This window comes from Rhodococcus (subgen. Prescottella) equi, assembly GCF_003013675.1.
GTDB lineage: Bacteria > Actinomycetota > Actinomycetes > Mycobacteriales > Mycobacteriaceae > Prescottella > Prescottella equi.
The window spans coordinates 92,084-106,553 of record NZ_CP027793.1 but is presented as its reverse complement, the minus strand read 5'-3'; the positions used below and the strand labels follow the sequence as shown (position 1 = coordinate 106,553).

Sequence of the window (14,470 nt, the reverse complement as noted above, 5' to 3'; positions counted from 1 at the left end):
CCGGGCGATCCGGACAGGCCCTGTACGCCGCCCGGCCGGGCAATTAGTGTCGAAAGGACACAGGTCGAACAGGCCGAGGAGATGATTCGCCATGTCGATCACACCGAACATGTCGATGGAAACCCACCCGGACATCGTCGCGCTCCGCAACAGCTACGACGAACTCGGCGGAGGTCCGGCCCTCCAGGTTGCGGAGGGGTTGATGGTGCTGGCCGGTCTCTACGCGGCGGCGTCGTCGTGGATCGTCGGATTCAGCGGGCAGACGTCGCTCATGATGAGCAATCTCATCTGTGGTCTCGCGGTGGCACTGCTGGCCGCCGGGTACGCGACCACGTACGGCCGCACGCACGGGATCGCTTTCGTCGCACCGCTTCTGGGGGTGTGGCTGATCGTGTCGCCGTGGCTCGTCTCCGGCGTGAGCACGAGTACGGGGATGATCCTGTCGAACGTCGTCGTCGGTGCCGTGGTCGTCGTGCTGGGCGCGGCGGGGATGGCGATGGCGATGACCCGGCGCGGTAACCACAGGTAGTGCACGAACACCCCGGTCGACGGCCGGTGCGGGCGATCCAGACCGTCGGGGTCGCGGTGCTGGCGGTACTGGTCATCGCGGTGACGCTGTCGCTGACAGGATCGTTCCTGCTGGCGGCGGCGTTCGGGGTGGCGTGCGCGCTCGGTGTCGCCGCCACCATGCTGCTGTGGCAGATCCTCCCGCCCACCGACGAGTGACCTTTCCCGCCCGCAGCCACGTCCGGCGCTCGCCGCTGGGCGCCTGTCCGACGCGCCGCCTACGCCGGGGCGGTGGCCGCTGCGTCGTCGTCCTCCGGGCGTCGGTGCTGCAGTCGGGTGGCGGTTGCGAGTCCGACGGCGAGGAATCCGGCCGCGACGAACAGCGACCAGCGGGTGGCGTCGGCGAAGCCCTCGGACAGCGCGTCGGCGGTCTCGGGTCCGGCCGGGCCGAGCCTGCCGTGGTCGCCCTGCTCCCGGATCGGTGGGATGGTGCCGCCGGCCGAGTCACGGGTGCTGTCGACGAGTCCCGACTCCACCTGCGGCGGCAGCGCCACCGGTTCGAGGCGGTCGGTGAGGGCGTGCGCGAGCCCGAGCGAGAGCACGGTCCCCAGGATCGCAGTGCCCAGCGCGGCGCCCAGCTGACGGACCGTGCTCTGCGTCGCCGATCCCTGGCCGGACTCCGACGTCGGGATGTCGACGAGAACCGTGCCGGTGAGCTGCGCCGACGCGAGCCCCAGCCCGAGGCCGTAGATCGCGAGCAGCAGCGCCAGCAGCCACGCCGCCGACGACGGCCGCAGGTACAGCGCGAACGCCAGGACGCCGACCACCTCGAGTGCCAGACCGAGCATCACGGTGCGCGGGGCACCGAAGCGGGCGGTGACGTGACGCGCGGCCGCTCCGGACGCGAACGCGCCGAGCGCCATCACCGCGAGCACGTAGCCGGCGCCCAGTGTACTGAGCCCGTACGCGTTGACGAGGAACAGCGGTAGCACCAGCAGCAGACCGAACTCGCCGATCGCGACCGCCATCGCGGTGCAGTTGCCCCAGCTGAAGGTGTGGAACCGGAAGAGCCCCAGATCGAGGATGGCGGAGTACCGGATCCGCGCCCGGTGCCGCTCCCACAGGACGAATCCGACGAGTGCGACGACGCCGACGGCGGCGACGACCGGGGTGGCCGAGATCGGCGCCGTCGACGGCCACGTCGCCCCGAACACGTGGAGATCCGCGATGGGCTTCCACCAGCCGATGGTCTGGCCCTCGATGAGCGCGAAGATCAACGCGCCGAAACCGATTGCGCTCAGCAGCAGACCCACCACATCGAGTCCGGGCACGGTGATCTTCGCCCGGGTCTCGGGGACCGTGAGAAACGCGCCGATGATGACGAGGATGCCGATCGGCACGTTCACCAGGAAGATCCACGGCCACGTGAACGACGTCGTGAGCCAGCCGCCGAGCAGCGGGCCCACGGCCGCCATGCCGGAGATGACCGCGCCCCACACTCCGAACGCGATGGCCCGGTCGCGTCCGCGGAACGTGGCGTTGACCGTCGACAGCGTGCACGGCAGCACCAGCGCGCCGCCGACGCCCTGCACGACGCGGGCGACGATCAGCGCCGTCGAGGACTCCGACGCCGCCGCCATCAGGCTGCCGCCGATGAACACGACGACACCGGCGACGAAGAGCATCCGGCGGCCCAGCCGGTCGCCGAGGCGGCCGGCCGTGAGCAGCAGTGCTGCGAACACCACCGAGTAGATGCTGTTGATCCACTGGGCGTCGGTGAGGTCGAGACCCAGTTCGTCGATGATCACCGGGAGCGAGACGTTGACGATGGTGCCGTCGACGACGATGAGCGACAGACCGGCGGCGAGGACGCCGAGCCCTATCCACTCCCGGCGGCCTACCCGCGGTTCGTCCTCGAGCGATTCCACGGTCATGGTGTGCGCCTTTCTCCCGGTGGCGCGTCTCGATACGACGCTACCGCGATTCCACCAGAGCCGACGCTGCCCCGACGGGTAAATCCGTTGCAGATTCGGTCATTTCAAACTTTCGAACGATTTTTTCGACGCCCACCGCGCAGGGTGTTCACGCGAACGCGATGACCTGCTCCCCCCACGCCGCGCGCAGCGGTCCGTCGAGATCGGCAACCACCGTGTCGTGCTTGTCGATCACCAGGGTCGAGCGGCCGTCGCGGTCGTAGGCCCGCCACTCGGGCTCGCCTTCGAGCCCGAGTGGGGTCCCGGCCTCGGCGAAGGCCAACCAACGGTGCTGCATCCGCTCCGACACCCTTCGTGCCGTGGACAATCCGCCCAGAAGATAGGTGATCTCCCGGGGACCGTGGGCGATGTTTCCGAACACGTAGGGCAGTTCGGTCGCGTGTGTGGCACCGATCTTCAGTGCCTTCAGCATCGGGGTCGCGTAGTCGAAACGGTACAGCCACGTGGGGGCGTAGCGGCTGTGCGCCTCCACGATCCACAGCGTCGGCAATCGGAATCCGAAGTCGCGGGTCAGGCCCATCGCGTCGTTCCTGGTGGCCAGTCCCGAGTACGCCGACTCGATGCGGGCCTGATCGGGAAACTCGACGTCCGGGTGCTCGGCGGCGATCTCGGCGAACATGCCGCGGATGACGTCCGGGTCGAGCGGCATCAGCGGCGACTTCATCAGTTTGAACAGTGAGGCCTCGTCCTTGTTCGTACCGATCAGCAACGGGACTCGCAGCGCGGTGCCGTTCCAGTACGCGTTGACCGGGTAGTCCGGTATCAGCGTGCCGTCCACCACCGGCCCGAACGCGAGTGTCCCGGGGGTGTCGGTGGGGATGCGTGAGAACAGCTCGTCCGACGCGGCGAGCAACTCGTCGGTGCTCGCGGTGAGCAGACGATCGACGGGATCGTCTGCGCCGCCGAGGATCTCCAGGAACAACTGCGCCACGTGCGCGGCCCTCTCCTGGTTGTACACCGACGTGGCCGGTGAGCTCTCGGCGATCGCGCGGTGGAACAGTCCCCGCGCCGACGGCATCGTCAACAAGGTGGTGACCGCGCCGCCGCCGGCCGACTCACCGAACACGGTGACACAGTCCGGGTCGCCACCGAAGGCCGCGATGTTCGCCTGCACCCAGCGCAGGGCGGCGATCATGTCCTGCATCGCGACGTTGGTGTCGAACCGGTGACGGTCGCTGCTCAGCGACGAGAAGTCGACGAAGCCGAAGGCACCCAGTCGGTAGTTGATCGTCACGACGACGACGTCTCCCGCCTCGGCCAGCGCCCGTCCGTCGTACACCGGCTGACTCGACGCACCGCGGAAGTACGCTCCGCCGTGGATCCACACCATCACCGGCTTCTTCGTCGCGCCGGCGTCGGGGGCCCACACGTTGAGCGACAGGCAGTCCTCGTCCTGCCGAACGTCGTCGCCGAGTGACATTCCCGGCATCGCGCTCTGCGGGCCCACCGGTCCGAATCGGTCGGCGTCGAACACCTCGGCCCACGGCTGCGGGGGCACCGGAGCGCGGAAGCGACGATCACCGGTCGGGGCGGCCGCGTAGCGGATCCCCTTCCACACCGCGACCGGCCCGCAGTGGGTGCCACGCACCGGCCCGTAGGTGGTCTGGATGATGGCCGTATCGGTTCGGGGGGCAGCGTAAGTCATGTCTCTCCTCCTTCGGTTCGGTGCGCTCACGCGGTGAGCGCGGTGACGATGTGCGAGACCTGCAGTCCCGCAAGCAGGACGAACAGCACGGTCATGATGGCCGCGTTGTGCTGGATCAACTCCTCCTTGACCACACCCAGCGCCGCGGTGACCCGCTTCGAGGGAACGGCGGCGAGGACGGCCAGGACGATCAGAGCGGTGCCGCCGAGGACGGCGAAGAGTGCCGTCAGTGCGGCGGCGTGACTCGGCGGCAGATGCCCTTCCGCGATGAGGGCTCCGGCCTTGAGTTCGAGTGGCAGGTTCTTGGCGTTCGGCACGGTCAGCAGCAGGCTGAGCACCGCGGCGCGGCCGGGTCCCATCGTGTCGATCTGCGCCATCCACGTCGGCATCACGGCGGGCGCGCCGTTCCGGGGGCGCCCCCGCCAGGTGAGGACGGCCAGCACCACGAAGGTAAGCCCGAACAACGTGGCGAAGATCAGCTGGGTGGGGTGGGCGGCACGGCCCGCGTGCGCGGCACTCGTCCTGGTCGTCGCGGCGGTGATACCGACGACGACGGCCGAGGCCGCCACGGCGGCGGCAGTGAAGGCGAACGCGTTCGTCCTGGCCCGCGCGGACAGCAGGATCGCGATCAGGGCGGCCACCGGGATAGGGCTGACGACCATGCCCAGTGCGAGTGGAATGATCTGTCCCGCTGTGTGTCCCATCTCGGCTCACGTCCCTTCGACGCTCGGGATGCGGGAGCTGTCCGTCAGCTCGTCGGTCGGTCCCGGCCGGCATCCGAGGGGAACACTAGGAGCGCCGATTCGGCGGTCGCGGCGGACGTTCGGGTATTGCGACATCACGCCGTGACGGCGGGCACACCACCCGAGAGGTGGTCAGTCCAAGCGCACGGAGAGAAGCACCGAGTCGTGCTCCTGCACCAGTTCGGCCGTGCCGACCTTCGCTGCCAGAGCGGTGAGGCCCACCCCGTCCGAGCCGTCGCGGGAGATCCGTCCCGGCGAGCGAATTCCGATGCAGATCAACGATGTCCGCGGATCGACGACCATCGTCAGAGACAGGGTCCCGCCGGTTCCGTGCCGTATCGCATTGGTGAAGCCCTCGGACAGGACGTCGATCGCATGCTCGAGGCGTACCGGGCTCGCCGACAGCAACGGCCAGACGTCGGGATCGATGTCGCTGCGGACCGGTACCGCGGCCGACCACATCCCCACCAGCTCGGTGATCTGCTGTCGGGCGTCGGAGGTGGGGATCCGCGGACGTGACTTCTCGTCGGCCACCTCTCGGAGTACCCGGCCGAGGATCTCCGAGACGGTTCCCTCCACCGAACGACGATCGGCCGGACGCATCGGTGCCGGCGTGGCCGCGCCGTGCATCGTGAGGGCCGCGGCCACCAATTCGCCCTGCACCGAGGAGTGCAGGACGTGAGCGAGCCGGCGACGGGCCGCCACCACCCGTCCGTGCACCTCCGCCGACAGGTGACTCTGTTCCGCGAGCGCCGTGGCGAGTTGCTGCTCCTCCAGCGCGCGTTGCTCGTTGGCGGCCCGGATCAGGCACATCGCGAGCGCGGCGAACGGATAGAACGCGATACCCGGCACGACGAACGCCGGGGGGAACCCGACGCCGCCGAGGATCAGCCAGAACGCCACCGCGGTGACGGCGCCGACGGCGCTGTACGCGGCCGCGAGAAACCCGGTCCGCGCGGCCGCGTTCCCGATCCGCACCGCCACCTTCGCCACGACCCAGCTACCCGACACGCACACGACCAGCCCGGCCGCGACCTGCAGGACGGTTTCACGCACGCCGTAACTCGTGACCAGATACGTCAGGACGACCGCGGTGTACAGGAGCACCGGCAGCACGAGTGGGGCCGGGCGCACCGCCTGCAGTACTCCGTGCAGACGTTCGCGCAGGGTCAACACCGGCAGCGCGACGCTGGGCCGCGGCGGCGGCGTGACGTCGTCGAACAGCGCGTGGCTCATGGGCCGGACGATCTCCTCCGAGATGCCGCGCAGTAGACGCGCGCCGCTCGCGGAGTCGATGCCGGCCCTGTCGGTCGCGGCGAGCGCCGAATCGATCTGCGCCGCCAGATCGTCGGCGTAGCGGCGCCCCAATCCGGCCAGGTACTCCTCGTCGACGCGCCGCTGCTCGTCGAGCGCCGTGCGAGCAGCCCGCAACCGCCGCATCGTGGCGTCGTGCTCCCGCACGGAGTCGACGAGGATCGCGATCAGCGAGAGCGCCACCACCGCGGTGGTCATGTTGATGAAGAGCCTGGCCCAGAGCGACCGGTCGTCGGTGGCGAAACCGTTGAACACCAACAGCGCGTCGAGCAGGAACGGCCGGCACGCCCCCAGCGCCGCGAACACGATCAGGGAGACGACCGGGCGGTGCCGGGGACGGTCCGGACGTAACACCGTGAGCCACGCGACCAGCAGAGCGAGACCCATGATCAGGTGCACCATGACCGCGACACCGAAGTAGGTCGGCCAGTCCCGGGGGCTGCGGGCGGTGATGTAGCTGCCCATCACCGTGACGGCGAACGGGGCGGTCAGAATCCACGACCAGCGGGTGACGGCGGAGCTGCCGCCGATGCGCGCCAGCCACGGAAACCGACGAATCAATCGGACTCCGCCGGCAATCCGAAGCGGCGGACGTACAACTGCGCTGCCGCGACCCGCGGGTTGATGTCGGGGTTGTGGTTGACCCCCAGCGCGTCGAAGGTGCGGGTCACCATCTTCTCGACGCTGCGCAGACTCGACGCCCGGCGCCGGGCGATCTCGGCGTTGGACCATCCGAGCGCGATACAGCGCAGCACATCGAGTTGGGTCCGGGTGAGGTGACCGAGGGCGGCATCCGGGCCGTCGGGAAGGTGCCGAGGCGGCAGCGGCTTCTCCGCCAATGCGGATTCCACCGCCGCCACGAGTTGCTCGACGGACTCGAGCGCCACCTTGTCGAGGAACACCGAGCCCGCCGGAACGCCCTCGCCCGGTGCGATGCTCGCCCGCGGATAGTTCGTGAGGAACACCGTCGCGCAGTGCGGCGCCCGCGCATGCACGATGGTCGCCATCTCCATGCCGTTGGGCCGCGACCCGAGGTCGATGTCGGTGACCAGGACGTCCGGGTCGATCTCGTCGAGATCGGCGAGATCGGTCGCCGCGGACGGGCGGTCGTGGACCTCGAATCCCGCGTGCCGCAGCGCGTCGGCCACGAGCGAGCGCATGAGCGGCTGGTCCTCGACCACCAGCGCCCGACGCACCCACGCAGCTTCTTTCACAGGAAAGAGACTAATGGGTCGAATCTCCGCGCAGAAGGTAGTGCGCGTGGCTAACGAACGATCGGCCGAGACCACGCGGGCGGGCTCGGCCGATCGGCGGACGGGTCAGCGTCCCGGCACGTACTTCATGGCCTTGATGAAGGGCGGCAGCAGCTTGGCCCAGACCTTGGCCGGCAGCCACCGCGGACCGCCGAGATTGACCACCCTGGTGGTCGCGACGGTCTGCGCCTCCGTGTACTTGAGCAGACCCTCGGCGCCGTGGCGGCGGCCGACGCCCGACACCCCCATGCCGCCCATCGGGGCGGCGGTGCTGCCCCAGGTGGGGCCGTAGCCCTCGTCGACGTTGACGGTGCCCGCCATGACGCGGGCCGCGATGGCCTCGCCCTCGGCGTGGCTGCCCGCCCACACGCTCGCGTTGAGCCCGTAGTCGGTGTCGTTGGCGCGCGCGATGGCCTCCTCGACGTCGGCGACCGGGTAGATCGACACCAGTGGCCCGAACGTCTCGTTCGCGTAGCACTCCATCTCGGGCGTGACCCCGGTGAGCACCGTGGGCTCGTAGAACAGCGGCCCGAGGTCCGGCCGCGCCTTGCCGCCGGCGACGACGGTGGCACCCTTGGCCACTGCGTCGTCGACGTGTCCCGACACGGTCTTGACCTGGTCCTCGGACACCAGGCTGCCCATCTCGATGCCGAACTCGTAGCCGGGGGCCAGGGTCATGTTCCGGACGCGTTCGCCGAACTGGCGGATGAACTCGGGGGCGATCGCCTCCTCGACGTAGATCCGCTCGACGGAGATGCACAGCTGGCCGGAGTTCGAGAAGCACGCGCGGACGGCGGCATCGGTGACCTCGCGCAGGTCCGCGCCCTTCGCGACGATCATCGGGTTCTTGCCGCCCAGTTCGGCCGAGAAGCCGATCAGCCGCCGGCCGGCCTGCTCGGCGAGCAGGCGTCCGGTCGCGGTGGATCCGGTGAACATCAGGTAGTCGGTGTTCTCGACGAGCGCGGTGCCGACGACGGAACCGGGACCGGGCACCACCGCGAACAGCTCCCGGGGCAGACCTGCTTGGTACAGTAGCTCGGCACACGCGAGCGCACAGTACGGCGTCTGGCTGTCCGGCTTGATCACCACGGCGTTACCCGCGAGCAGCGCGGCGATCGCATCGGACACCGCGAGCGTCATCGGGTAGTTCCACGGCGAGATGACGCCGACGACGCCCTTCGCGTGGTGCCGGACGACGGTCTTGGTCAGCCCCGGCAGCATGCCCTGGACCCGCTTGGGGCGCAGCAGCTTCGGCGCGAGGCGCGCGTAGTACCGGGAGGTCATCGCGATGTCGAGGACCTCCTCCTGTGCCGACGCGCGGGACTTGCCGGTCTCGGCCTGCGCCATGTCCATCAGCGCGTCCTTGTGCTCGAGAACCAGGTCGCGGTAGCGGAGGAACACCTCGGCCCGCTCGACCGGGGACCGCTTCTCCCACGCCTTCTGGGCGACTCGGGCCCGCTCGATCGCGGCGAGCGCGTCGGCCGCGGTACCGACCGGGACGGTCGCGAGCTCACGCCCGGTGAACGCTTCGACCACCGGGCGCGTCGGGCGGTCCGCGGCATCCGGGATGGCGATGAGAGCGGCGAGGCGGGCGAACGTCGCCGCAGACGGAGCGGGCATCTTCGTACTCCTACTGGTGAGTAGATTTCGAGTTACACACAACCTACCCCGTCCGTGGCCATCGTCACAGGAATCGGTGCGCGATCCACGTTCTCGCCGAGCGGGCCCGGCACACCGAAGCTCAGCGAACCCCCGGCGGGTTCTGCTGCTGCAGCACGGTCCACCCGATCGCTCCGATGGCCGCCGCGGCAGCGCCCGCGATACCGACCCACATCAGCGGGGAGCTCGACGATCCCGCGCCGGAAGATCCGAGGCTGCCGAGCGAGCCGTTGCCGCCGGAATCCGGCGCCGGGAAGGTGATCTCCCCGTCGTGTTCGCGCTCGACCGCACCGCTCTCGAGCGCGACGTGCGCGCGCCACGGCCCGGCCGGTAGTTCGGCGCTGTCCGGGATGCGGAATCGCACCTTCGCGCCGGCTCCGGCGGCGACGACCACCTCGTCGGCGTACAGCGGCCCGAGGGTCCTGCCGGCGGGCCCCTCGGTCAGCGTGAGTTCGCCGCCGACCTCGGTGGCCCAGCCACCGGTGTTGCGGACGTCGGCGACGACCACCGCCTGGCCGGCGGCGTCGCGTTCGGCGGTCAGACCGTCGATCGTGAAGTCCGCGGTCGTTCCGGCGCCGGGCCCCACCCGGACGTCCATGCGGACGCCGACGCGCGACGTCGACACCACCCCGCCACCGCCGGGGGCGGCAGGTTGCGCCCACACCGTCGCGTAGCGGTCCCCGGTGGGTGCGTCCGCCGGGATGTTGACGGTCACCTTCACGTCGGCTCCCGCGCCGGGTGCCAGTGTGACTCGCTGCTTGTCCAGACCGGTCCACGACGTGAGCCGGTTGGTACTGCCGGGTTCCCCGATCGTGTAGACGCCGCTTCGCATCCAGGCCGCACCGACGTTGACGTCCACTGTTCGAGTCGTCGAGTCGCCGTTCACGACCCGCACCGTTCGCTGCAGTCCACTGCCCGGGGCGAGAGTGCCGACGATCTCGGTTTCCCAGTTCGGAAAGGCCGGGTCGGACGGCGGGTTCACCAGCCCGATACCGATCCCGCCCGACCCGGTTTCGGCGTGGACGACCGTCGTCGACGCCGCCGTGAACGACGCGATCAGGGCCAGCAGGGCAAGGAGGTTCCGCAACAGAGGACGCATGGACACGCTTTCGTGAGATGCCGATGGTGGCGGGACGCGGACTACACCGCGGAGTGGGTCAGGGTCGCGCTGTAGTTGCCGAGCGTCACGCCGTCGGAGACGTCGATCCAGAGCGAGGGCGTCCACAGGAACGTGACGTCGGGCCAGTTGTGGCGGGCGATCCCCACCACGGGTTTGATCGAGTCCAGCGACTGTGGGCCGGTGCTCACGAATCCCATGGTTCCGCCGGTCGCCGTGTAGGTCACGGCGGACCTCGGGATGGTCGTGGTCCCGTTGGTGACGTTCGAGATCGAGGCGGACACGGTGACCGATCGGCCCGTGCCGCTGCGCCGGTCCCGGACGCCGGACACGGCCACCGTGCCGGTGACGTCGTCCTGTCCGTTCGCCCAGAGCATGGGAGCGCTTCTCGGAACGAACAGTTCGAGAGGCCCTTCCTGACCCCCGACCGTGAACGTGACGTCGGTGGCACCGTCGGTCGCGGCCATGGCCGTACCGGCGACCGATCCCGGCACGACTACCGCCGACACCACGGCTGCGGCGCCGAACACCGCTGTCGCCTTGCGCATGCTCGCCCTTCGATGAGGATTACGGACCCCGGGCAAACGAGACGGTGGTCACGTTGCACGCGAAGCGCCCCATTTCAACAAACATTCGGACGCTTGTCCAGATTCGTGTGCAACTCCGCGCCGGACGCGGGGCAGTGCTCGTTCAGCCCGCCGACACGATCTCCTCGGCCCAGCGGTGGTCGGCCTTGCCGGTCGGCGACCGTCGGATCGAAGACGCGAGAACCACCGACCGCGGAATGCGGGAAGATCGCGCCGCCCTCCTCCACCTGCCCATGTCACCCGGGACGGCCAGCGCACGAGCGTTCGACAGGGTCGAAACCGTTGCCTCGGTGGGCCGTCAAGATCCTGTCAAGACCGGGTCGGGCACCTTGCCGGGCCCTGAACGGGCGAGCAATGCTTTGAACATGTGTTCAGCGATGGCTGTGCCGGCGGATCGGGACCTCAACACCCGTGCGCGCATCCGCGACGCGGCGATCCGGGTATTCGGAGCGCAGGGGTTCGATGCGGGTGTCCGCGCCGTCGCCACCGCGGCCGGTGTGTCCCCCGGCCTGGTCAACCACCACTTCGGTTCCAAGCAGGGGCTACGGGCGGTGTGCGACGCGCACGTCCTCGACGTCATCGTCACCGAGAAGCGTGAGGTGCTCACTGCGAGCGGCCCGGCGCGGATGCTGGCGGCGCTCGGCGAAATCGAGCGGTACGCACCCTTGGTCGCCTATCTCGTCCGGTCGTTCCAGGCCGGCGGCCACCTCGCCGCGTCCCTGTTCGAGCACATGGTGGCCGGTGTCGAGGGCTACCTCGAGGCGGCTGTCGACGAAGGTCGGGTCCGGCCGAGTCGCACCCCCACCGCGCGCGCCCGGTACCTCGCGATGAACAGCCTCGGCTCGACACTGCTGTATCTCCAGATGCACACGGCTCCAGACGGTTCGGTGGACGTCGCCGGTGCGATCCGGGAGATGACCGACGAGATCATGCTCCCCGCCCTCGAGCTCTACACCGACGGGCTGTTCACCGATTCCTCGATGCTCGACGCCTACACCCACCACGCAACCTCGGAGGAGCCGGCATGACCACGATCATCGAAGTCGCCCAGTTGCAGAAGACGTTCGGCACCACCCGGGCCCTCGACGGCCTGGACCTGACCGTGGGCGAGGGTGAGGTCCACGGGTTCCTCGGCCCCAACGGCGCCGGCAAGTCCACGACGATCCGGGTGCTGCTCGGCATGCTGCGGGCGAACAGCGGCACCGCGACGCTGTTCGGGCGCGATGCGTGGCGCGACGCCGTGTCCCTGCACCGCGAGGTCGCCTACGTGCCCGGCGATGTCACGCTGTGGCCGTCGCTGACGGGTGGCGAGATCATCGACCTGCTGGCGCGGATGCGCGGCGGACTCGACGCCGCACGTCGGGCCGATCTGATCGAGCAGTTCGACCTCGACCCCCGCAAGAAAGCGCGGTCGTACTCGAAGGGCAACCGGCAGAAGGTGGCGGTGATCTCGGCGTTCTCGTCGCACGCCCGGCTGCTCCTGCTCGACGAACCCACGTCCGGCCTGGACCCGTTGATGGAGAAGGTGTTCCGCGACTGTATCGCTGAGGCCCGTGCCCGCGGTGTGACCGTATTGCTGTCGAGCCACATCCTGTCCGAAGTGGATGCGCTGTGCGAGAAGGTCACCATCATCCGGGGCGGGCGAGCGGTGGAGAGCGGGTCCATCGCGTCCATGCGGCATCTGAGCCGAACCTCCATCACAGCCGAACTCCTCGGCAACGCAGGCGATCTGAGCCGGATCCCAGGTGTCGAGGACATCCGCTTCGACGGCCGGAAACTGCACTGCCAGGTGGATGCCGACAGCCTCGGCATGCTCATTCGCACGCTGGGCGACATCGGCGTCCGGAGCCTGGTCAGCACCCCGCCGACGCTCGAGGAGCTGTTCCTGCGGCACTACGAACTCTCGGAGGAGGTGCGGGTATGACCACCACCGCGACGCCGGCGGTCGCCGACGCGGCCGTACCGGTCGGGTCCCCGTTCACCGGCACCGCCGCCCTGGTGCGCCTGGCGCTGCGGCGCGACCGAATCGTCCTGCCGCTGTGGGCCGTCGTCATCGGACTGCTCCCGACCGTCTACGGCAAGGCGATCATGGGTCTGTACACCACCCAGAGTCAGCTCGACGCCTTCGCGGCCTCGACGGCCACACTGAAATCCGAGATCGCCCTGGTGGGTCCGATCTTCGGGTCCAGTGTGGGCGCGTTGACGACGTGGCGTGCCGGCTACCTGTTCACCTTCCTGGCCGTCGCCGTGATCCTCACGGTCGTGCGGCACACGAGGACCGAGGAGGAGACCGGACGCACCGAGCTGCTCGACTCGACGGCGGTGGGGCGATACGCGGGACTGACGGCGGCGCTTCTGGTGGCCGGGTCCGGAGCCGTCGTCAGCGCGGTCGTCGCTGCCGTCGGGCTGGCGGCGATCGGGCTCGGCGGAACCGGGGCGGTCGCGTTCGGTGCCGCCGTGCTCGGTGTCGGGACCGTCTTCGCCGGCGTCGCGGCCGTTGCGGCGCAGGTGAGTACGTCGGCCCGTCTCGCTCGGGGCATCTCGTTCGGGGTACTCGCGGTCGCCTTCCTGCTGCGCGCCGTCGGTGACGCCGGATCGGGAACACTGTCGTGGCTGTCGCCGATCGGGTGGTCGCAGCAGGTGCGCCCCTACGCGGACGAACGCTGGTGGGTGCTGCTGCTGCCGGCCGTCACCGCTGTCGTGTTCGCCGCCGTCGCGTACCGAACGCTCGCCCGCCGCGACCTCGGCGCGGGCCTCATCGCGGAACGGCCCGGTCCGGCGACGTCACCACCGTCGCTGTCCGGGCCGGTCGGACTGGCGTGGCACACACAGCGCGGGCCGCTCGTCGCGTGGACGGTGGGGCTGGCGATGTTCGCACTCGTGATCGGTGGTGCCGCCCACGGCGTCAGCGACCAGCTCGGCAGCAGCGAGACGGTCCTCCAGGCGCTCGCCCGGCTCGGTGGCACACAGGCGATCGAGGACTCGTTCATCGCGCTGGGGTTCACCATCTTCGGGCTCGTCGCCGGCGCCTACTCCGTTTCCGCGACCCTGCAGCTGCACGACGAGGAGGAGACGGGCCGCGCCGAGTCGGTGCTGGCCGCGGCGATCTCCCGCGTGCGCTGGGCGACGAGCCACGTCGTGTTCGCGCTCGCCGGGCCGGCCGTCGCGCTCACAGTCGCCGGGCTCGCGGCCGGACTCGCGTACGGCGCGTCGATCGGCGACGTCGGCGGTCAGGTGCCCCGCATCCTCGCCGCCGCACTGGTGCAGCTGCCGGGGGTGTGGGTGCTGACCGGCATCACCGTCGCGATGTTCGGCCTCGTACCGCGCTTCGCCCCCGCCGCGTGGGGTGTGTTCGCGGCGATGATGACGCTCTACGTGTTCGGGATGGTCGCGGACCTGCCACAGCCGCTGCTCGATCTCGTCCCGTTCCTGCACCTGCCGCGGCTGCCGGGCGCCGAGTTCCAGGCGGCGCCGATCCTGTGGCTGCTGGGGATCGCGGCGGCACTGCTGGCCGTCGGGCTCGCGGCACTGCGCCGGCGGGACCTGCGTTGAGCCCCCGTCATGTGATCCCTCCCGACCAGCCCCGCGAACGGGAATCCACGGTACGCATTCGAGACCGAACCGTGCCGTGAATTCCCGTTCGGGGGTTGC

General features: G+C 69.8%; 13 protein-coding genes. 5 read left to right on the top strand and 8 right to left on the bottom strand.

Annotated elements, in window-relative coordinates:
- Positions 1–91 precede the first annotated feature (91 nt).
- Both C7H75_RS00465 and C7H75_RS25600 read left to right on the top strand, forming a co-directional pair.
- Entirely contained in the window at positions 92–529 is a 438-nt protein-coding gene (locus tag C7H75_RS00465; RefSeq protein WP_022593294.1) for an SPW repeat protein, read from the top strand.
- On the top strand, positions 529–726 hold the full coding sequence (locus C7H75_RS25600; RefSeq protein ID WP_022593293.1) for a hypothetical protein: 198 nt from the start codon (positions 529–531) through the stop codon (positions 724–726). The genes C7H75_RS00465 and C7H75_RS25600 overlap by 1 nt, the downstream gene beginning before the upstream one ends.
- A 59-nt stretch (positions 727–785) precedes the next feature.
- Here the strand turns inward: C7H75_RS25600 and C7H75_RS00460 are convergent, their stop codons facing one another.
- The 8 genes from C7H75_RS00460 to C7H75_RS00425 all read right to left on the bottom strand — a co-directional run bounded on the left by C7H75_RS00460 (position 786) and on the right by C7H75_RS00425 (position 10,780).
- Positions 786–2,441 carry a DHA2 family efflux MFS transporter permease subunit gene (locus C7H75_RS00460; RefSeq protein WP_022593292.1) on the bottom strand — a complete coding sequence of 552 codons (1,656 nt, stop codon included), beginning with the start codon at positions 2,439–2,441 and terminating at the stop codon, positions 786–788.
- A 148-nt stretch (positions 2,442–2,589) separates the two neighbouring features.
- Entirely contained in the window at positions 2,590–4,146 is a 1,557-nt protein-coding gene (locus C7H75_RS00455; protein WP_084848257.1) for a carboxylesterase/lipase family protein, read from the bottom strand.
- A gap of 26 nt (positions 4,147–4,172) precedes the next feature.
- Complete coding sequence (locus tag C7H75_RS00450; RefSeq protein ID WP_022593290.1) at positions 4,173–4,850, bottom strand: GAP family protein; 678 nt, start codon at positions 4,848–4,850, stop codon at positions 4,173–4,175.
- A 171-nt stretch (positions 4,851–5,021) separates the two neighbouring features.
- Complete coding sequence (locus tag C7H75_RS00445; RefSeq protein ID WP_106850795.1) at positions 5,022–6,764, bottom strand: sensor histidine kinase; 1,743 nt, start codon at positions 6,762–6,764, stop codon at positions 5,022–5,024.
- Positions 6,761–7,417, bottom strand: a complete 657-nt coding sequence (locus C7H75_RS00440; RefSeq protein ID WP_233281832.1) for a response regulator transcription factor — start codon at positions 7,415–7,417, stop codon at positions 6,761–6,763. Before C7H75_RS00440 ends, C7H75_RS00445 begins: the two co-directional genes overlap by 4 nt.
- 105 nt (positions 7,418–7,522) lie before the next feature.
- Positions 7,523–9,118: a succinic semialdehyde dehydrogenase gene (locus C7H75_RS00435; RefSeq protein ID WP_258013573.1), complete on the bottom strand. Its 1,596-nt coding sequence runs from the start codon at positions 9,116–9,118 to the stop codon at positions 7,523–7,525.
- A gap of 79 nt (positions 9,119–9,197) precedes the next feature.
- Positions 9,198–10,214: a hypothetical protein gene (locus C7H75_RS00430; RefSeq protein WP_106850794.1), complete on the bottom strand. Its 1,017-nt coding sequence runs from the start codon at positions 10,212–10,214 to the stop codon at positions 9,198–9,200.
- A 41-nt stretch (positions 10,215–10,255) separates the two neighbouring features.
- Positions 10,256–10,780 carry a hypothetical protein gene (locus tag C7H75_RS00425; protein ID WP_106850793.1) on the bottom strand — a complete coding sequence of 175 codons (525 nt, stop codon included), beginning with the start codon at positions 10,778–10,780 and terminating at the stop codon, positions 10,256–10,258.
- A 416-nt stretch (positions 10,781–11,196) separates the two neighbouring features.
- Between C7H75_RS00425 and C7H75_RS00420 the strand changes: the two genes are divergently transcribed.
- From C7H75_RS00420 to C7H75_RS00410, 3 genes are read left to right on the top strand one after another with little or no spacing between them, the layout of a single operon-like run.
- A complete protein-coding gene (locus C7H75_RS00420) occupies positions 11,197–11,847 on the top strand; it encodes a TetR/AcrR family transcriptional regulator (RefSeq protein ID WP_005516462.1) in 651 nt (216 codons plus the stop codon).
- Positions 11,844–12,743, top strand: a complete 900-nt coding sequence (locus C7H75_RS00415) for an ABC transporter ATP-binding protein (protein ID WP_106850792.1) — start codon at positions 11,844–11,846, stop codon at positions 12,741–12,743. The genes C7H75_RS00420 and C7H75_RS00415 overlap by 4 nt, the downstream gene beginning before the upstream one ends.
- On the top strand, positions 12,740–14,371 hold the full coding sequence (locus C7H75_RS00410; RefSeq protein WP_106850791.1) for an ABC transporter permease: 1,632 nt from the start codon (positions 12,740–12,742) through the stop codon (positions 14,369–14,371). The genes C7H75_RS00415 and C7H75_RS00410 overlap by 4 nt, the downstream gene beginning before the upstream one ends.
- Positions 14,372–14,470 lie beyond the last annotated feature (99 nt).

Excerpts from the sequence above, each read along its gene's own strand:
- C7H75_RS00425 (WP_106850793.1), bottom strand. The coding sequence starts at position 10,780 with ATGCGCAAGGCGACAGCGGTGTTCGGCGCCGCAGCCGTGGTGTCGGCG.
- C7H75_RS00455 (WP_084848257.1), bottom strand. The coding sequence starts at position 4,146 with ATGACTTACGCTGCCCCCCGAACCGATACGGCCATCATCCAGACCACC.
- C7H75_RS00410 (WP_106850791.1), top strand. The coding sequence starts at position 12,740 with ATGACCACCACCGCGACGCCGGCGGTCGCCGACGCGGCCGTACCGGTC.
- C7H75_RS00465 (WP_022593294.1), top strand. The coding sequence starts at position 92 with ATGTCGATCACACCGAACATGTCGATGGAAACCCACCCGGACATCGTC.
- C7H75_RS00450 (WP_022593290.1), bottom strand. The coding sequence starts at position 4,850 with ATGGGACACACAGCGGGACAGATCATTCCACTCGCACTGGGCATGGTC.
- C7H75_RS00460 (WP_022593292.1), bottom strand. The coding sequence starts at position 2,441 with ATGACCGTGGAATCGCTCGAGGACGAACCGCGGGTAGGCCGCCGGGAG.
- C7H75_RS00430 (WP_106850794.1), bottom strand. The coding sequence starts at position 10,214 with ATGCGTCCTCTGTTGCGGAACCTCCTTGCCCTGCTGGCCCTGATCGCG.
- C7H75_RS00420 (WP_005516462.1), top strand. The coding sequence starts at position 11,197 with ATGGCTGTGCCGGCGGATCGGGACCTCAACACCCGTGCGCGCATCCGC.
- C7H75_RS00415 (WP_106850792.1), top strand. The coding sequence starts at position 11,844 with ATGACCACGATCATCGAAGTCGCCCAGTTGCAGAAGACGTTCGGCACC.